The 18,399-nt window shown below is 61.0% G+C and carries 18 protein-coding genes; 9 read left to right on the top strand and 9 right to left on the bottom strand.

Translation table 11 applies throughout. The features are described 5' to 3' along the window. Positions 1–28: 28 nt before the first annotated feature. Genes RDU24_RS03775 through dut form a run of 6 tightly spaced genes read right to left on the bottom strand, consistent with a single transcriptional unit; the run spans position 29 to position 4,746 of the window. Positions 29–1,144: a murein hydrolase activator EnvC family protein gene (locus RDU24_RS03775; RefSeq protein WP_308734400.1), complete on the bottom strand. Its 1,116-nt coding sequence runs from the start codon at positions 1,142–1,144 to the stop codon at positions 29–31. Beyond that, on the bottom strand, positions 1,141–1,815 hold the full coding sequence (locus RDU24_RS03770; protein WP_308734399.1) for an endonuclease III domain-containing protein: 675 nt from the start codon (positions 1,813–1,815) through the stop codon (positions 1,141–1,143). The genes RDU24_RS03775 and RDU24_RS03770 overlap by 4 nt, the downstream gene beginning before the upstream one ends. Further along, on the bottom strand, positions 1,815–2,693 hold the full coding sequence (locus tag RDU24_RS03765; RefSeq protein ID WP_308734398.1) for a 50S ribosomal protein L11 methyltransferase: 879 nt from the start codon (positions 2,691–2,693) through the stop codon (positions 1,815–1,817). The genes RDU24_RS03770 and RDU24_RS03765 overlap by 1 nt, the downstream gene beginning before the upstream one ends. A 49-nt stretch (positions 2,694–2,742) precedes the next feature. After that, entirely contained in the window at positions 2,743–2,994 is a 252-nt protein-coding gene (locus RDU24_RS03760) for a hypothetical protein (RefSeq protein ID WP_308734397.1), read from the bottom strand. A gap of 29 nt (positions 2,995–3,023) precedes the next feature. Next, entirely contained in the window at positions 3,024–4,241 is a 1,218-nt protein-coding gene (locus tag RDU24_RS03755) for an aspartate aminotransferase family protein (RefSeq protein WP_308734396.1), read from the bottom strand. Between the two features lie 22 nt (positions 4,242–4,263). Beyond that, positions 4,264–4,746, bottom strand: a complete 483-nt coding sequence (dut, locus tag RDU24_RS03750; RefSeq protein ID WP_308734395.1) for a dUTP diphosphatase — start codon at positions 4,744–4,746, stop codon at positions 4,264–4,266. A 176-nt stretch (positions 4,747–4,922) separates the two neighbouring features. Here dut and glgP point away from each other — a divergent pair, with 176 nt between their 5' ends. The 9 genes from glgP to secF all read left to right on the top strand — a co-directional run bounded on the left by glgP (position 4,923) and on the right by secF (position 16,211). Then, a complete protein-coding gene (gene glgP / locus RDU24_RS03745) occupies positions 4,923–7,490 on the top strand; it encodes an alpha-glucan family phosphorylase (protein WP_308734394.1) in 2,568 nt (855 codons plus the stop codon). Between the two features lie 258 nt (positions 7,491–7,748). After that, positions 7,749–9,275, top strand: coding sequence for a glutamate synthase-related protein (locus RDU24_RS03740; protein ID WP_308734393.1), 1,527 nt, complete (start codon positions 7,749–7,751; stop codon positions 9,273–9,275). Between the two features lie 17 nt (positions 9,276–9,292). Further along, complete coding sequence (locus tag RDU24_RS03735) at positions 9,293–9,739, top strand: 4Fe-4S dicluster domain-containing protein (RefSeq protein WP_308734392.1); 447 nt, start codon at positions 9,293–9,295, stop codon at positions 9,737–9,739. A gap of 8 nt (positions 9,740–9,747) precedes the next feature. Next, positions 9,748–11,073, top strand: coding sequence for an NAD(P)/FAD-dependent oxidoreductase (locus RDU24_RS03730; RefSeq protein ID WP_308734391.1), 1,326 nt, complete (start codon positions 9,748–9,750; stop codon positions 11,071–11,073). A gap of 49 nt (positions 11,074–11,122) precedes the next feature. Continuing rightward, positions 11,123–12,220, top strand: coding sequence for a class II glutamine amidotransferase (locus tag RDU24_RS03725; protein ID WP_308734390.1), 1,098 nt, complete (start codon positions 11,123–11,125; stop codon positions 12,218–12,220). Positions 12,221–12,225: 5 nt separating this feature from the next. Continuing rightward, entirely contained in the window at positions 12,226–12,978 is a 753-nt protein-coding gene (locus RDU24_RS03720) for a hypothetical protein (RefSeq protein ID WP_308734389.1), read from the top strand. Positions 12,979–13,031: 53 nt separating this feature from the next. Continuing rightward, complete coding sequence (gene yajC / locus RDU24_RS03715; RefSeq protein WP_308734388.1) at positions 13,032–13,382, top strand: preprotein translocase subunit YajC; 351 nt, start codon at positions 13,032–13,034, stop codon at positions 13,380–13,382. Between the two features lie 117 nt (positions 13,383–13,499). Next, positions 13,500–15,107 (top strand): protein translocase subunit SecD, encoded by a 1,608-nt coding sequence (secD, locus tag RDU24_RS03710; RefSeq protein WP_308734387.1) that lies wholly within the window; start codon positions 13,500–13,502, stop codon positions 15,105–15,107. A 9-nt stretch (positions 15,108–15,116) separates the two neighbouring features. Then, positions 15,117–16,211, top strand: coding sequence for a protein translocase subunit SecF (secF, locus tag RDU24_RS03705; RefSeq protein ID WP_308734386.1), 1,095 nt, complete (start codon positions 15,117–15,119; stop codon positions 16,209–16,211). 76 nt (positions 16,212–16,287) lie between these two features. On the opposite strand, the gene RDU24_RS03700 is transcribed toward secF, so the two are convergent. The 3 genes from RDU24_RS03700 to RDU24_RS03690 are packed head-to-tail and all read right to left on the bottom strand — an operon-like array spanning position 16,288 to position 18,391. Then, complete coding sequence (locus RDU24_RS03700; protein ID WP_308734385.1) at positions 16,288–16,956, bottom strand: adenylate kinase; 669 nt, start codon at positions 16,954–16,956, stop codon at positions 16,288–16,290. Positions 16,957–17,006: 50 nt separating this feature from the next. After that, positions 17,007–18,050 carry a tRNA lysidine(34) synthetase TilS gene (gene tilS, locus RDU24_RS03695; RefSeq protein ID WP_308734384.1) on the bottom strand — a complete coding sequence of 348 codons (1,044 nt, stop codon included), beginning with the start codon at positions 18,048–18,050 and terminating at the stop codon, positions 17,007–17,009. Between the two features lie 2 nt (positions 18,051–18,052). Beyond that, positions 18,053–18,391 carry a hypothetical protein gene (locus tag RDU24_RS03690; protein WP_308734383.1) on the bottom strand — a complete coding sequence of 113 codons (339 nt, stop codon included), beginning with the start codon at positions 18,389–18,391 and terminating at the stop codon, positions 18,053–18,055. Between the last annotated feature and the right edge of the window lie 8 nt (positions 18,392–18,399).

Raw genomic sequence — 18,399 nt, 5'->3', positions numbered from 1 at the left:
AAGCCGTAAACGCCGTACGATTTGGCGTCTACTGGGCGGGCATGAGCCACAGCAGGGGATTAATAGGTTTCTGGTGGAAACGCAATTCGAAATAGACCCCGTTGCCGTGGGCTTCCGGGTAGTACCCGGCATGGCCGAGGGGTTCGTCCTTTTCAACTTCCTGGCCTGGCTGCACCGTCACATCGGACAGATAGGCATACAGGCTGTAGTAGTCCCCGCCGTGAAACAGTATGACGACCTTGCCAAGGCCGCGCAGCACGTCATTGTGCACGACCTTGCCCCAAAAGACGCTGCGAACCGTGGACCCCTCGCCCGTGGCGATGCCGATGCCCCGGCGGGATGGTCGGCCCTCCGGATTGAACTGCGTGACCACCCGACCAGCAACGGGCCATGGCAGTATGGCCTTGTAGGAATCGAACTTGCGGCTGCGCTGGTTGACGAGTTGATAGTTGAGCTGCTGGATCGCTTTGAGGATGTTCTGGAGTTCGCCCTCCAGGTCCTGGCGCTGGGTGCTCACCTGGCCAATGCGCGCATTCAGTGACAACCGGTCGCGCAGGAGCGCATCCTTGTCGGCGTTGATGACCGCCAGCTGCTGGTCCACCTGGAGCTCCAGCTCCTTTTGGCGCGCGAGCACGCCGGCCAGCTCCTGTTCCTGACGACGAACGACCTCCAGCGCCGCGCGGACCTTGGCATAGACAGAGCCCGTCCACTGGAAGCGGCGGTCAGCAGAATCCCAGCTGTCGGCAGAGCGCGAACCTTCGTGCATGCCCTGCGCGCTGATGGGCCAGAGCAGGTCGAGCAGTCTGCGGAGCTCGCGGGCAGCTTTCTCTCGTTTAACGCGGACTGCGTCGTACAGCTCGGCGTAGTGGGCTTCTTCCTTGCGGATGACGGCGAGCTCCGCTTCTTGTTTCTCGATGCGAGCCTCGGCGGCCTGCATGCGGGCTTCGATGGCGCCGAGACGGTTTGCCAGGGCCTTTTCGCGCTCAGCCAGTTGTCGCACAACGCCCTTGTGCTCCGCAGCCTTATGATGCTCACGCTGCAGGGCTTTCTCAATCTGTCCCGGTTCCGCCAGGGCGACCGGAACAAGGCTGGTCGCCAGCAGGATGGCCAGCATAAGGCGCGATTTGCGGATCGACAGGCTCATGCCGGCAACTCGTCAGGGTTTGGCAGCAGCGCGCGGGCAGGGCAGAGCGTGCACAGCGGTTTGGTCTTGCGACACCACTCCTTGGCTGCACGAACGATGAGCGCATGGAACTCGTTGTAGTCCTGCACATCGGGTGAAATGGCCGACTGGGCGATGTCCTGCACCTCATGGTAGTCGGTTACTTCTGGTATGAGTCCGTGGCGGGAGAACATGCGCACAGTGTAAGCGTCCACAACGAAGGTGGGCTTGTTCAGGGCATAAAGCAGGATGGAATCGGCTGTTTCCGGGCCGATCCCACGCACGGACAGGAGCTTAGGCCGCAACTGGTCAAGCTGTTGACCCGCCAAATGCTCGATCTCAAGTCCAGACTCGCCTTCAAGAAAGTCGAGAAAATCATTTAACCTTTTGGTTTTGATGCGAAAATACCCGGCAGGTCGAATCAGTTCCTCCAGCCTGGCTGGAGGCAGGGCGCGCAGGCCTTTGGCCGTCAAAGCGTCCGCGGCCTTCAGGTTGGCGATGGCCTTCTCGACGTTCTTCCAGTTGGTGTTCTGGGTCAGGATGGCGCCGACAGCCACCTCGAAGGGCGTATCGCCGGGCCACCAATGGCTCGGACCGAGCGCTTCGGCGAAGGCCTGGTAAAGCCCTTGGATGGTGTCGGCGCGCTTGCCCATCAGCTTCTCGCTATGTCGGGCAGTGACGTCCAGAGCAGGGCGCACCAGTCGCCGCTCACGCGCAATTCCGGCTCTGGCAGGCCCAGGAGCACGTATGCCCGTATCACGTCCGGCGCCTGTTCCACCAGGATTCCGGAAAGGGCGAGGCATCCGCCGGGTTCGATGCGGCGCACGATGTCAGCGGCCATGAAGATGAGCGGTTTGGAAAGAATGTTGGCCACCAGTGCCTTGAACGTTTTGCCTTCGGGAACCGCGTTGATGCCGCCCACTGCGACGCGGAAGCTTTCCTCCACGTTGTTGATGCGGGCGTTCTCGTCGGCGCAGGCGATGGCCTGGGGGTCGATGTCCAGGCCAAGGCCCTTGAGGCCAAGCTTGGCCAGGCCAATGCCCAGGATGCCGGAGCCGGTGCCGAGGTCGAGGAATTCCATGTCCTTGGAAAGATGACCGTTGCGGAACAGGTCGGCCAGGCAGGACAGGCAAAGGGCCGTTGTGGGGTGGTGCCCGGTGCCGAAGGCCATCTTGGGTTCGATGATGATGGGGGTCAGGTTGTCGTGCCCTTCATCGGACAGCCAGGGCGGCAGGATTTCGAAACGCCCGCCGCACTCGATGGGCGTGAAGAACTCTCGCCACGACTGGCCCCAGTCCTGGCTTTCACTCTCCTCGGTGCGTATGCCCGAGTCAGGCCAGAGTTCCTTGATCCGGCGCGCGACTTCATGCCCGGCGTCATGGTTTTCCAGGTAGGTGCTGAAGTGCGTTGTGCCGTCGACGGCCTGGGATTCTTCCCAGCCGTGCTGTATGGCGCCGGAAAGATAGACAACAGCATCGTCGTAGTCAGCAGGGGGCAGCGAAAACTCGATCTTGAGCAGGGACGTGGTCATATCAGGTGCGGTTCCATTGTGTGTTGGAGTGTTGTCGTGATGCAAGGCCTCAGGCGATGGTGTCCACGATGAGCCCAGTGCCGGTGATCCCGGCTCGATTCATGGCAACCTGCCTGTGCAGGGCCTGCTCGTCCTGCGGGTCCTTGGGCATTTCGCGTGGATTGATGAGCGGCAACGGCATGGTCTGGACCGAGCGCAGGGGCTTTCCGGCAGGAAGATGCGGTTCCGGGGGCAACCCCTGGGGGCGCTGCTCCACGTTTTGCATTTGCGGCTGCGGATTTATTGGATCGACCACGGTCATGGCCTGCTCCTGCGCTCGGTTGATGTTCCCTAGTTGTTCTGCCTCAGAATATCCTCCAGAGCAGCGGCAAAGGCAAGCAGATCATCAGCCGCAATGGTGAGCGGCGGCAGAAGCCGCAACACCTTGCCATGGGCCAGGTTGCAGACGAAACCGCGCTCGCGCAGCTCCGCGTGCACGGCATCGCCCGGTTCAGCCAGCTCGATGCCGATCATCAGGCCCAGGCCGCGCACGGTTGTAATCTTGTGCGGCAGGGCGGCCTGGATTTTCCGGAAGGCATCCACGGCGAGCGTTCCCAGCTCTTGGGCACGACCAGCCAGGTTGTCGCGAAGCATGATGTCCACGACCTTGGAGGCCACCGCTGAGAGCACGCCGCCGCCGCCAAAGGTCGTTGCGTGGCACCCGGGCGCAAAGCCCCGGGCCACATGCTCCTTGGCCAGCATGGCGCCCATGGGCAGGCCGTTGGCAAGCCCTTTGGCCGTGGTGAACACGTCCGGCGCAAGTCCGAAGTGCTGATGCGCCCAGAAGCGTCCGGTGCGGCACAGGCCGGTCTGGATCTCATCAACCATGAAGAGGCAGTTGGCCTCGCGGCAGAGGTCCTGCACCTGCCGGACGTAGGCCTCGGGAAGGGGCAGCACCCCGCCCTCGCCCTGGACCATCTCGATGAGCACGGCGGCGGTCTTGGGGCCGATGGCGGCCCTCATGGCCTCGATGTCGCCGAAAGGCACCGTGACGAAGCCCTCGGGCAACGGCTCGAAGCCTTCCTTGATCCGTCCATGCTGCCCTGTGGCCGTCAGGGTCGCCAGGGTGCGTCCGTGGAAGGAACCGGACAGTGTGATGATCTCGTAAGCGTCCTTGTAGCGAACGGTGCGCATGAACCGCCGGGCGAGCTTGATCGCGGCCTCGTTGGCCTCAGCCCCGGAATTGCAGAAGAACACCCTGTCGCAGGCGCAGGTGGAGAGCAGCTTTTCGGCAAGCTCCACCTGTCTGGGCTGGAAGAACAGATTGCTGATGTGAATGAGGTCCTGGGCCTGGCTGGACATGACCTCAAGCAGTTCGGGGTGGCTGTGGCCCAGGTTGGCCACGGCGATGCCCGAAAGCAGGTCCACGTATTCCCGGCCGTCCAGATCATACAGGCGCGAGCCCACAGCCTTTTCAAAAGCCAGGGGGTAGCGGCCGTAGGTCTGGCACATCACCTTCTTGTCCCGGCTGACGAGGCTGTTGTATGCGGGGCTTGGAGCCTTGGTCATGACGCTCTCCTTAATATATAAGCTAAATCTTTCCCGTATGGCCGAAACCGCCTGCGCCACGTTCGGTGGCGCCAAGCTCCTCGGCGGCAATGAGACGCGCGGTGTAGCAGGGAAGGAACACGAGCTGCGCAATGCGCTGCCCGCGTTCCACGCTTCGCGCCTGTCCGGAAGTGTTCAGCAGCGACACGATGAGTTGGCCCCGGTAGTCCGGGTCAATAACGCCCACTCCCTGGCTCACGGTGAGGCCTTCCTTGGTGCCCAGGCCGCTGCGTGAGAAGATGAACCCGGCTACGCCAGGCTCGCAGATTTCGATGGCGACACCGACCGGGATTGCAGCGCGCCCACCCGCAGGAATGTCCAGGCGCTCAGCGTCGATGCAGGCACGAAGATCAAGCCCGGCGGAGTGGTCCGTGGCATAGGCGAGCGTGTGCTCGTCCCAGACGGGGTGCAGAAAACGCACGCGCACATCAATGTGCTTCGCGGCTTTTTCATCAGCTGTTGTCATGCGTCTTCCTCCAGCATTCAAAGAGCCTTCCTTTCTCTTGAAATACCAATCCTGTCAATGCGGCAAAGGGCTCTGATGGCGCCTGGAGATGGCTGGTGGGAGTACTTGCTATTTTCCCGAAGCCTTTATACGCTACAAGCTTGAAAAGCCACCCCCCGATCCATCAAGGAGTTCCAATGCAGGCCTTGCGCGTGTTCAGCGTTGTCCCGAAACTGCCCCCAAAACTTGAGCCTCTTTGGGACATTGCCAACAATCTTTGGTTCTCCTGGAACAATGACCTGACGAACATCTTCACCACCATTGACCATAATCTCTGGGTAAGTTGCCAGCAGAATCCGGTGCTGCTTCTCAATCGCCTGCCTCAGCGCCGCATCGAGGAACTGGCGCGGGACGATTTCTTCATCCAGCGTTTGGCCGACGCCAAGAAAACGCTTGAGCACTACCTCGCGCGGAAGCACACGGCCTTCAAGTTTCCCGTAGGTCATGAGGCCTCGCCCAGCGTTGCGTACTTCAGCCTGGAATACGGCATCGCCATGTGCCTGCCCATCTATTCCGGCGGCCTTGGCATACTCGCAGGCGACCACCTCAAGTCCGCCAGTGATCTGAACATCCCCCTGGTCGGCGTGGGCCTCTTGTACCGCGAGGGCTACTTCCGTCAGTACATGACCCCCGACGCCTGGCAGCAGGAACGCTACCCGGACCATGAGTTCGAGCAGATGCCCATGCGCCTTGCCACGGACGTGAACGGCAAACCATGCACCGTCTGCGTCGACGTGCAAGGGCAGCCGCTGCATGCGCGCGTCTGGGAGGTCCACGTCGGCAAGGTGCGTCTGTATTTGCTGGACTCCAACGTGCCGGAGAACGCGCCACACCTGCGCGCCGTCACGTCACGCCTGTACGGTGGCGGCCTGGAGATGCGCCTGCAGCAGGAGATCCTGCTCGGCATTGGCGGCATCCGCGCCCTGGCTTGCCTTGGCATCGAGCCCATGGTGATCCACATGAACGAGGGGCACTCCGCCTTCGCGGGCCTCGAGCGCATCCGGGTATACATGCAGGACCACGGCTTGTCGTTTGAGGCCGCCTCGGAGCTGACAGCCTCTTCCAGCGTCTTCACCACGCACACCCCGGTGCCAGCGGGCAATGACCGCTTCCCGCCCGAGCTCATGCAATCCTATTTCGACGAGTATTCGCGCAAGCTCGGGCTGGCCTTCAAGGTGTTCATGGCACTGGGCCGCGAGGACCCGCGCGACGAGGGCGAGCAGTTCTGCATGACCGTTCTCGCGTTGCGGCTCTCGCGCTTCTCAAACGGCGTGTCCAAGCTTCACGGAGAGGTCTCCCGTCACATGTGGCAGAAGGTGTGGCCTCAGAATCCGGTGGAGGACGTGCCCATCGGGGCCATCACCAACGGCGTTCACACCCCCACCTGGGTGGCCACGGACATGGCCATTCTCTATGACCGCTACCTCGGCAATTGGCGCGAGGACTCGGACTGCGTACGCGTATGGAACCAGGCCGAGGGCATCCCCGACGCCGAACTCTGGCGCACCCACGAGCGCTTGCGCGAACGGCTGGTCGATTTCGTGCGTAAACGCCTGCGCAAGCAGCTCATGGACAAGGGCGCGCGGCACAAGGAACTGCAACATGCCGACGAGGTGCTTGATCCGCAGGCCCTGACCATCGGCTTTGCGCGGCGCTTCGCCACCTACAAACGCGCCAACCTGCTGCTGCTCGACAAGGATCGCCTGGTTCGTCTGCTGACCAACAAGGAGCGCCGCGTCCAGTTTATCTTCGCCGGCAAGGCTCACCCCAACGACAACGAGGGCAAGAAGATCATTCAGGACCTGGTGCAGCTCTGCCGCAGGGAGGATTGCCGACTGTCCATGGTGTTCCTCGAAGATTACGACATGAAGATCGCCAGCCGCATGGTCCAGGGCTGCGACGTGTGGCTGAACAATCCGCGCCGACCGCTTGAAGCCTGCGGCACCAGCGGCATGAAGGCTTTGGCCAACGGAGTGCTTCAGCTGTCCACTCTGGACGGCTGGTGGGACGAGGCCTATCGCCACGACAACAGCCTGGGCTGGGCCATCGGCAGGGGCGAGGAGTACGAGGACAGCTCGTACCAGGATTTTGTGGAGAGCCAGACCCTCTTTAATATCCTGGAAAACGACGTGCTCACCGAGTTCTACGACCGGGGACACGGCAACCTGCCACGCGCCTGGATCCACAAGATGAAGAGCGCCCTGCGCGAACTGGGGCCTATCTACAACGCCCACCGCATGGTGGAGGACTACACGGAAAAGGCCTACCTGCCATCCTGCCGCAACTATCAGAGCCTTGTGCGTGACGACTTCGCGGCCGCCAAAGACCTGGCCCAGTGGCGCATGACCCTCATGACCAGTTGGAACAAGCTCTCTATCCGCAACATCCGCAGCGAAACCCATGACAAGGTCTTCGTGGAGGAGCCGGTGCTTGTGGAGGCGGATGTGCAGCTCGACGGACTGAACCCGCGCGACGTACAGGTCGAAATCTACTACGGGCCGGTGTCCCAGGATTCCTCCTTCACCAAGCGCAAGACGACGGTCATGGTCCCTGAAAAGCAGCTTGGCGAGGGGTGGCACCTGTACCGTGGTGAGGTTCTTCCGGCGGAGGCGGGGCGTTTCGGCTTCACCGTGCGCATACTGCCGCACCACCCGCTGCTTCTTGATTCCCATGCCTTGGGCTTGCTGCACTGGGCTGCAGAATAATCGTCTACAGGTTTTCAACAGGAATTATTCTTTTGTAACATTCTGTTTGTGCAGCATAAATTCGGTAATCTTCAATAGTTCTCACCATCCCACATCACAATTTCGTCAATTTTGACGTTTTTGCAGAAAGATTTGTTGACAGGTAATTGAGCTTGTGGTTTTCTGTCGACCCATTTCCATGTTGCCCAGCAATAATTCGGGCAGGGAAATGTATCTTCAGGCAAACACAGCCAAACCATTTGGAGCGAGGTACCGGTTTTGCTTTTCCAACCGATCAACCGAAACTACCACGATTTCTCCATTGTCCGAGACAAGGACGCCTGCATCAACTGCAAGGTCTGCATCCGGCAGTGTTCCTACGAGGCGCACTACTGGGATGAGACCCGCCAGAAGGTCATGCACGACAACGCCAAGTGTGTCGGCTGCCATCGTTGCGAGGCGCTTTGTCCCACCTCCGCGCTTCTGATACAGAAGAAAAAGTCAGATTTCAGGGACAATGCCCTCTGGCGGCCGGAGTTCATCAAGTACATCTATAAGCAGGCCGACTCCGGTGGCGTGCTCCTGACCGGCATGGGCAGCCCGGTGAATATCCCGGTCTACTGGGATAAACTCCTGCTCGATGCCAGCCAGGTCACCAACCCGTCCATCGATCCCCTGCGCGAGCCCATGGAGCTCAAGACCTTCCTTGGCGCCAAGCCGGTGAAGCTCGAGTTCGGGAAGACCAAGGACGGCAGCCCGAAGCTGAAGACCAAGCTTACCCCGAACATTGAGCTGAATTACCCGCTCATGTTCTCGGCGATGAGCTTCGGCTCCATCAACTTCAACCTGCACGTCGCCATGGCGCGCGCCGCGACCGAACTCGGCATCTGCTACAACACCGGTGAGGGCGGACTGCACAAGTCCCTTTACCAGTACGGCAAGAACACCATCGTCCAGGTCGCTTCCGGCCGCTTCGGCGTGCACCGCGACTACCTGAACGCGGGCGCGGGCATTGAGATCAAGGTCGGCCAGGGCGCCAAGCCCGGCATCGGCGGCCACCTGCCCGGCGAGAAGATCAACGAGATGGTCTCCGTCACCCGCATGGTGCCGCTTGGTTCCGACGCCATCTCTCCTGCGCCGCACCATGACATCTATTCCATTGAAGACCTCCTCCAGCTCATCTTCGCCTTGAAGGAGGCCAGCGAGTACCGCGTGCCCGTCAGCGTGAAGATCGCCGCGGTGCACAACGTGGCGGCCATCGCTTCGGGCATCGTTCGCGCCGGAGCGGACATCGTCGCCATCGACGGCATGCGCGGCGGCACTGGCGCCGCTCCCGGCATGATCCGCGACAACGTGGGCATCCCCATCGAGCTGGCCCTGGCCCAGGTTGACCAGCGCCTGCGCGACGAAGGCATCCGCAACCGCGCGTCCATCGTGGCCGCGGGCGGCATCCGCTGCAGCGCTGACGTCGTCAAGGCCATCGCGCTCGGCGCCGACGCTTGCTACTTCGCCACCGGCGCACTCCTGTCCGTGGGCTGCACGCTCTGCGGCAAGTGCTACACCGGCAAGTGTCCCTGGGGCATCGCCACCAACGACGCCAAGCTGGCCAAGCGCCAGAACCCGGACGTCGCTGCGAAGAAGATGATCAACCTGGTGCATGCCTGGGGTCACGAGATCGAAGAAATGCTCGGCGGAATGGGCCTGAACTCCATCGAAAGCCTGCGCGGCAACCGCGACAAGCTGCGCGCGGTCGGCCTTTCCGATACCGAGATGGACATCCTCGGCGTCAAGCACGCCGGTCGCTAAAAGGGGGACTCTACATCATGAAACGCGTCTACCCCGACAAAGACTACTGCATCGGCTGCCACATCTGCGAGCTGGCCTGCCTCACCGCACACTCCAAGAGCAAGGACCTGATCCTTGCCTACACGGTGGAGCGCGGCAGCGAGGGACTGACCTCCTGCAAGCACGTGCATGAGCGCGGCCCCACCTGCGTGGCCTTGTCCTGCCGTCACTGCGACGAGCCCGCCTGCGTGGCCGCCTGCATCTCCGGCGCCCTGCAGAAGGACTCCGAATCCGGCCGCACCACGTATGACCGTGAGAAGTGCGTTGGCTGCTGGTCCTGCCTGATGGCGTGCCCGTTTGGTGCCATCGCCCGGCACCCGCTGGAGAACAAGATCGTCAAGTGCGACCTGTGCGCTGACCGCCCCGGCGGCCCGGCGTGCGTGGCTGCCTGCCCCAATCAGGCGCTCAAGCAAGAGGAACGCTAGGAGAGGCAATGTCCGTCACGAAACGCAAAGCTCATGAGGATGCTATGACCTACGTGATCATCGGCAACGGCGTGGCCTCCATCGGCGCCATCGAGGGCATCCGTCGGCACGACCAGAAGGGAAAGATCGTCGTCATCGGCGCGGAAGATTCCGCCGCCTATGGCCGTCCGCTCATCTCCTACCTTCTGGCCGGGAAGATCGGCGCCAACCAGCTGGCCCTGCGCGGCGACGATTACTACGTCAAGAACAACGTGGAGCTGAAGCTCGGCACCACCGTCACCAAGATCGACACCGCCAAGAAGGCCGTGACCACGGACAAGGGCGACACCGTCGCCTACGGCCGCCTGCTCATCGCCACCGGCGGCATCCCGTTCATCCCGCCCATCCCGGGCGTGCAGGGCGAGGACATCTACAGCTTCACCACCCTGGCCCACGCGCAGACCCTCATCGAGCTTTCGAGCAAGATCAAGCGCGCGGTTGTCATCGGTGGCGGTCTTATCGGCCTCAAGGCTGCCGAGAGCCTGCATGATCGCGGCGTGGCCGTGACCATCGTTGAGCTGGCCCCGCGCATCCTCTCCGCCGGTTTTGACGAGAAGGCCGGTGCGCTGGCGTCCAACCGCCTGAAGAAGGTCGGCATCGAGGTCAACTGCGGCGTTACCGCCAAGGAGATCCAGCGCGACAAGAAGGGCCGGGTCAAGGGCGTGCTGCTCACTGACGGCCGCTTCCTTGAGACCGACGTGGTTGTCGTGGCCATCGGCGTGGTGCCGCACAGCGCCATCGCCAAGGACGCGGGCATCAAGGTCGAGCGAGGCATCATGGTCGACGCCAAGCTCATGACCAACGCCAAGGACGTGTACGCCGCAGGCGATGTGGCCCAGGCCATGGATCAGCTCTCCGGTGAGCACCGCGTCGTGCCCATTTGGCCCAACGCCTACAACCAGGGCTACGCCTCCGGGCGCAACATGGCAGGCGCCAAAGAGCCTTATCAGGGCGGCCTGCCCATGAACTCCATCAGCTTCTACGGCCTGCCCACCATCTCGGTCGGCGTGGTCAACCCGCCCGAGGGCGACAAGAACTTTGAAGTTCACGCCCTCCTTGACGAGGCCAAGGAAACGTACCGCAAGCTCGTCTTCCGCGACGAGAAGCTGGTCGGCTACGTCCTCGTGGGCGACATCGACAAGGCCGGCATGTTCACCGCCTTCATCAAGTTTGAGATGGCGCTGGCTGGCGAAGCCAAGGACAAGCTCATCAACGCTGGCCCCGAGGTCTTCCTCTGGCCTGAGAAGCTGTTCGACGAGACCTGGAACCCGGCTCCGGCCAAGGCCGCCCGCTAGGGCTGCCGGTACGGCGACTGGCGACATATTCCGCAGGAGCAATGAGCAGATGAAAGCACCTGAACGTTACTACGACTTCCAGAAGGATATCTCCGGCTGCGGCGTCTTTGGAGTGATCCACAAGACCCGCGGGCTTATTCCCGGCGATATCCCCATTCGCGCCATGACCTGCATGCACGACCGTGGAAACGGCCTGGGCGGCGGTTTCGCGGCCTACGGCATCTACCCGGAGCTGGCAGACAAGTATGCCTTCCACCTGATGTGCGACACCCAGGCCGCCCTGGACAGCGCCGAAGAGGTGATCAAGCACTACTTCACGGTGCACCTGGCCGAGCCTATTCCGACCCGCAAGGTTCTCGCCATCAAGAACCCGCCCATCGTGACGCGCTACTTCCTGACCCCCAAGAAGGACCGCCCTCAAGAGGGCCGTGAGCTTGGCGAGCAGGACTACGTGGTCAGTGCGGTCATGCACATCAACCACAAGGTTGCCGGCGCCTTTGTCTTCTCCAGCGGAAAGAACATGGGCGCCTTCAAGGGCGTCGGCTTTCCCGAGGACATCGCCGACTTCTTCCGCCTGGAGGAGTACTCCGGCTACATCTGGACCGGGCACAACCGCTTCCCGACGAACACGCCGGGCTGGTGGGGCGGGGCGCACCCCTTCACGCTGCTCGACTGGTCCATCGTCCATAACGGCGAGATCTCGTCCTACGGAATCAACCGCCGGTACCTGTGCGAGCACGACTATCTCTGCACGCTCATGACCGACACCGAGGTCGTGGCCTACCTGCTCGACCTGCTCATCCGCAAGCATGGTCTCTCCAAGGAGCTTGCCTGCAAGGTCTTCGCGCCCCCCTTCTGGGACGAGATCGAGCGCATGCCCAAGCAGGAAAAAGAGGCCTACACCGCTCTGCGCATGGTCTACGGACAGGCGCTTCTGAACGGCCCCTTCGCCATCCTCGTGGCAGACAGCACCGGCCTCTTCGGCCTGAACGACCGCATCAAGTTGCGGCCGTTGGTTGTGGCCGAGAAGGACGACATGGTCTTCATGTCGAGCGAGGAGAGCTCCATCCGTGAAGTGCAGCCTGAGCTGGACCGCGTGTGGATGCCCAAGGCTGGCGAACCGGTCATCGTGCACCTGGAGGCGTAAGGACAATGGCTAAGAAACTCACCATCGACGCGAGCGGCATCTACTACCGCCAGCTCAATGAGCAGATCCGCGAGGCCGTGGCCGGTGGAGCCACCGACATCGTGCTGAAGAACGTGAATGGCCAGCGCTATCTGGCCGGTGCGCTGACTGGCGACCTGAACTTCGAGATTCAGGGCGTGCCCGGACAGGACATGTGCTCCTTCATGCGCGGCCCCAAGATTCGTGTGAAGGCCAACGCCCAGGACGGCGTGGGCAACACCATGGATGATGGCACCGTAATTATCGAGGGCCTGGCCGGTGACGTTGTCGGCTACGCCATGCGCGGCGGCAAGATCTACATCAAGGGAGATGTGGGCTATCGCGTGGGCATCCACATGAAAGCCTACATGGAAAAGCTCCCGACCATTGTCATCGGCGGCAAGGCTGGCGACTTCCTGGGTGAATACATGGCTGGCGGAATCATTTTGCTTCTTGGAATGTTTTCTGATAAGCCATCCGAACCCATTGCCGGTCGGAGCCTCGGAACGGGCATGCACGGTGGAGTCATCTACGTCCGTGGCAGCGTTCCCAAGGAACAGATCGGCCCCGGCCTGACCACTCAGCCTCTGGACGAGTCGGACATGCTGGTGCTCAAGGGCATAGTGAAAGACTACGCCAAGGAGCTTGGGCTGGACGCCAAGGCGATCCTTGCGTCTGATTTCGTCAAGATCAAGCCCTTCTCGCACCGTCCCTACGGCAACCTGTACGTTCCGGCGTAGACGGGGAAGGGTGGCGCAGCATTTGCGCCCGCTAAACTCAGGAGGAATTAAGGATGTTTGAAAATCTCGCGTTCGCTATGGGCGGAGCCGCTGGTGGCGGCGGTGCGCAGGGCAACCCCCTGGGCGCTTTTGTCCCGCTCATTCTCATGTTCGCCATCTTCTATTTCCTTCTCATTCGCCCCCAGCAGAAAAAGGCCAAGCAGCACAAGGAAATGATCGGAAACCTCAAGATCGGTGACCGCATTGTCACCAATGGCGGCATCTATGGCACCATCGTGCGCATGAAGGATACCACCATTGTTCTTGAGATCGCCGAGAAGGTTCAGATCGAAATGCTGCGCAATACCGTTGCCGACAAGGCAGACGCATTTGACAAGCTGGAAAAAGAAAAGAAGGACAAGTAAACTTTTCCTTTGATTTTCAGCCGAAAGGCAGATACGCGGACCTGGGAAAGCGCCTGGGTCCGCGCTTGTCTTTAGCACCATATTCCCTCGTGAAGCCTTACCGTCAAGGGAGAGTACATGAATCGTAATCTGCGCTGGCGAGTCGTGGTCACGCTTGTGGTGATGACCGTGGCCCTCTGCCTGGTCCTGCCCTCGGTGCCTGGCATCAAGAACACATTGTTGGGTAAAGTCTTGCCCGACACCGTTATCAACCTTGGCCTGGATCTCAAGGGTGGCATTCTCCTGACCCTTGGCGTTGATGTGGACAAGGCCATCGAAAACAACATGTCGTCCATGGGTGAGGACATCAAGGCCAGCGCCCGCGAGGACGAACTCGCCGTGCTCAAGCCTACGCTGCTGCCTGGCGTCCGTCTGGAAGCCGTGCTTGTCGGCTCGACCAAGCAGGAGGCTTTCGAGAAGCTTCTGAGCAAGCAGTTCCCGAACTTGCGCATTGACGGCAAGGAGAACCTGCCCGAAGACCGCGTCAAGTACCTGCTCTCCATGACCACCGACTACAAGAAGTATCTTGCCAAGCTGACCCTTGATCAAGCGGTGAAGACCATCCGCAACCGCATTGACCAGTTCGGCGTGGCCGAGCCCGATATCCGCCGTCAGGAGGGCAATCGCATCCAGGTGCAGCTGCCCGGACTGAACGATCCTGAGCGCGCCATCGCCGTCATCGGCAAGACCGCGCACCTTGAGTTCAAGATCGTAGACGAGACCGTTGACCCCCTTGCCGCAGCCAAGGGCGGCTTGATCGGCCCTGGCCTTGAGCTGACGTACATGATGCAGCACGGGCCCAATAACGACGGCAAGGGCATCCCCATCGTTCTCAAGAAAGAGGCCGTGCTCACCGGCGAGAACATCACTGACGCCCGCGCCACCATTGAACAAAATAACAACCAGTTTTCCGTCAGCTTGACCTTCAACTCGCGTGGCGCCCGTATTTTCGAACGCGTCACCGCTGAGAACATCAAAAAGCGCCTTGCCATCGTGCTCGACGGCAAGTGCTATTCCGCTCCCGTTATTCAGGACAAGATCGCTGGCGGCAAGGCCCAGATCACTGGCCGTTTCAGCCAGGAAGAAGCTCGCGACCTTGCCATCGTGCTGCGCGCTGGCGCGCTTCCCGCCCCGGTCAACGTGCTGGAACAGCGGACCATCGGACCCACCCTCGGGCAGGAGTCCATCGACGCAGGCATCATGGCCACCGGCATTGCCGCCATCGCCATCATCATATTCATGGCAATCTACTACAGCACGGCCGGCATCATCGCGGACTTCGTCCTGCTCTTGAACATAGTGCTGACCATGGCCGGCTTGGCCGCGTTTGGCGCGACCCTGACCCTGCCCGGCATCGCAGGCATCATCCTGACCATAGCCATGGCGGTCGACGCCAACGTGCTCATTTACGAAAGAATCCGAGAAGAGCTGCGCAAAGGCGTCAAGCCGAGCGAGGCCGTGGACAAGGGATATGGGAAGGCCACTCTGACCATCCTCGACTCCAATACCACCAACGTGATCGTGGCGATCATCCTGTACCAGTTCGGCACCGGTCCTATTCGCGGCTTTGCTGTTACCCTGGTCCTTGGCATCATCATGAGCATGTTCACGTCCATCTTCGTCTCGCGCATCATGTTCGACCTGTACATGTCCAAACGTAAGGCCGACGCGCCCGTGAGCATCTAAGGAGACGTCATGAGCTTTTCCTTCATCAAGCACGAAACGAACATCGATTTCATCGGGCTGCGTAAGATTGCCTTCATGTTGTCCGCCGTGATGATTATCATCGGTGGCATCTCCCTGGGCATGAAGGGCGGCCCCCGCTACGGCATCGACTTTGCGGGCGGCGTTATCCTCCAGACCAAGTTCGATGCCGCTGTGGAAATCGACAAGCTGAAAAAGGTTCTGGAAGACAAGAACCTCCCCGGCCTGGTCGTCCAGCAGATGGGCAAGGCCAAGGACAATGAGTTCCTGATCCGCACCTCTACGACGGACGAATCCAGCGCCGCCATCCATAAAGCGGTCACGTCCGCCCTTGACGAGAGCTTCACTGGCGTCAAGTATGACTTCAAGCGAATTGAAATGGTCGGCCCGAAGGTCGGCGAGGACTTGCGCGGCAAGGCTCTTGAAGCCATGTACTTCGCCATTCTGATCATCGCCATTTACATCTCAGGACGTTTCGAGCACCGCTGGATGTCGGCCGGCATCATGGCAGCAGGCCTTTTCGCCGGCATCACGACCCTTCAGTACTTTCACGCACCGCAGGTATGGCTCGTTTTCGGGGCGCTGATCTTGACCCTGGGCTTGTGCTTCATGCTCAGACTCAACTACGCACTTGGGGCCATCGTCGCCCTCATTCACGACGTGCTCATCACGGTTGGCTTGTTCTCCATCATGAACAAGGAATTCGACCTGACGATCATTGCCGCGCTGTTGACCCTCATCGGCTTCTCGCTCAATGACACCATCATCGTCTATGACCGCATCCGCGAGATCCGCGGCCTCAAGACTGGCGACCCCCTGCCGGTTATCATCAACCGCAGCGTGAACCAGACCCTCTCGCGCACCATCATGACCTCCGGCCTGGCTTTCCTGGCGGTCTTCAGCCTGTTCATGTTCGGTGGCGCGGTCATTCACGACTTCGCCCTGGCCATGCTCATCGGCATCGTGGTGGGAACGTATTCCTCCATCTACGTGGCCGCTCCGATCATCATCAGCCTGACCCCGCCTGAGGCCGAGGCGCCCGCCGCCCCCTCAAAGCCGCTCAAGGGCAAGATCAAAACCGCGTAGACTGAGACCGCTCCACAAAACGAAGCCCCCCCTTCCTGACGGAAGAGGGGGCTTTTCTTTGCGTCTTGATCTTGGCTTACAGCTGGTCGAGGAGGGTCTTCTTGATGGAGTCGATGGAGCCTTCGCCGTTCAGCTCAATGTACTTGCAGGCGCCCTTGGCGGCCAGGGCCTTGTAAAAGTACGCGGCGGCGAGGGTACCGGTGGTGGTGTCGTAGTAGATGTCGTGGCGCTTGTCGATGGCGCCCTCGTCCTGGTCGTCGGCGCGGGCGGTCAGGGCGCCTCCGCAGACGCGGCAGACATCACCGTTGGGCTTGATGGCGTCGATGAAGATGTTGTTCGGGTGGTTGTTGTCATTGGCGCACAGGCGGCGGCCCATGATGCGGTTCTTGGCGACCTGGCGGGGCAGCAGGATCTCAATGACGAAGTCCAGCTTTTCGCCGCCCTTCTGCAGCGCTTCCCAGAGCTTCTCGGCCTGGACCAGGGAGCGGGGGAAGCCGTCGAGCAGCCAGCCGTTCTTGCTGGCGTTCTGCAGCACGTCAAGAACCATGGGGATGGTGATGTCGTCGGGCACCAACTCGCCGCGGTTGATGTACTCCTTGGCCTTCATGCCGAGCTCGGTGCCGCCGCCGATGTGCTTGCGGAAGATAGCGCCGGACTCGATGTGGTCCAGGTCGTACTTGGCCTTCACCAGGGTGCCCTGGGTGCCTTTGCCGCTGCCGTTGGGTCCAAACATGAGAATATTCATTGTGCCTCCAAAGGTGATTTATTTTGCTTGTGCAAAAGATTCACAAGCTCTTATCCGCACTCTTTTTTCCTGTCAATGACCTGGACGGCGATGCCTGCCCGTGTGATGCGGGCTTCCTTGTCGCCGGGAAAGCGGACACTCTTTCCATTACTACCCGCAACCCAGAGCTCGTCGAGACGGAACAGCCCGTCGCTGAGGCACTGGCCTGGTCCTGTGGCCTCTAGGACTGCCTTGTACAGGCGCAAGCGGAGTGGGGCAGGGCAACCATTCAAAGACTCCGCGGGGATCAGGCGCTTTGCGTCATGCTGAACAACCATTGCCAGTGTCCGCGCAAGCTCCTCATCCCAGTAGCTTTGATCCATGCGCGCCTGTCGCCAGAGGCGCGCGGCACTGTCCAGGTAGCACGAATTATGGCTTAGAAGCTGTGGCAGCACATCATGCCGCACTCGGTTTCGTGTCGTTGCGCGATCGAAATTCGTGATGTCGACTCGCCAGGGCTGATTAGACAATTTCAAAAAATCTTCCAACGCCGTACGCGGACACAACAAAAGCGGCCTAAGGAGTTTTCGGTCAGGATCGAAGCCGTCCATGCCTCCCAGTGCAGGCCAGCCGGTGCCCCGCATCAGACGCATGAGTTGGTCTTCCGCCAAGTCATTCAACTGGTGCGCGACAAGGATGATGTCGGCACCTTTCTGATGCCTGATGCGTTCCAGATACGCATACCGGGCGGTTCGGCCCGCTTCCTCAAGGCCAACGCCTGTGGTTTTCGCCAGCAAGGCGATATCCATACGTTCAGTATGCAGCTCAATGCCCTGGGCATGGCAGACGTGTGCGACAAAGGCGGCGTCATCCGCCGATTCAGGACGCAGGGCATGGTCCAGGTGTGCCGCGATGACCGAGCCGCCCTTGCACCGGCAGAGCATATTGGTGATGAGGAGCAGGGCAATGGAGTCCGCACCGCCAGAGCAGGCGACAAGACAGCGTAGAGATGGGAAGTCACAGCCGAGCTCACGCGCGGCAAACGTTCCGATGCCGAGGCAGAACCGGGCCGCCTTACGCGGAAGGTCCTGCAAACACAGCACGTCCTTGTCCATACCTACACGGTAATATCCAGCTCGCGCAGGAGGTTGTCCATGTAATCCATGATGTGGGCGCGCTGCTCCGGCGTTGCGTAGGCGACACACGAGCAGCGAAGCTTGCTCTGGGCGCGCACCAGCAGCTCAAGCTTGAGGTTCGACTCGCCCTCAGCTTCGAGCACGAAGATGTAGGGGCCGCACTCCGCGCTGTGCTCGCGCTGTTCCTCGGTCAAGAGTCCGGCTGGCAGGGGCAGGTAGTAGATCCCGTCAAGGGGGCCAGTGAGGCCCATGTCGGCCAAACGTTGACACACCTTGGCCTGCTGTTCTGGAAGAAAGTCCTCGATGAGATACGTGCGCATTGGCTCTC

It is taken from the genome of Humidesulfovibrio sp. (assembly GCF_031082295.1).
Taxonomy (GTDB): Bacteria; Desulfobacterota; Desulfovibrionia; order Desulfovibrionales; family Desulfovibrionaceae; genus Humidesulfovibrio.
Note: the sequence above shows the minus strand (reverse complement) of the source record. Positions and strands in the feature narration are given on the sequence as shown.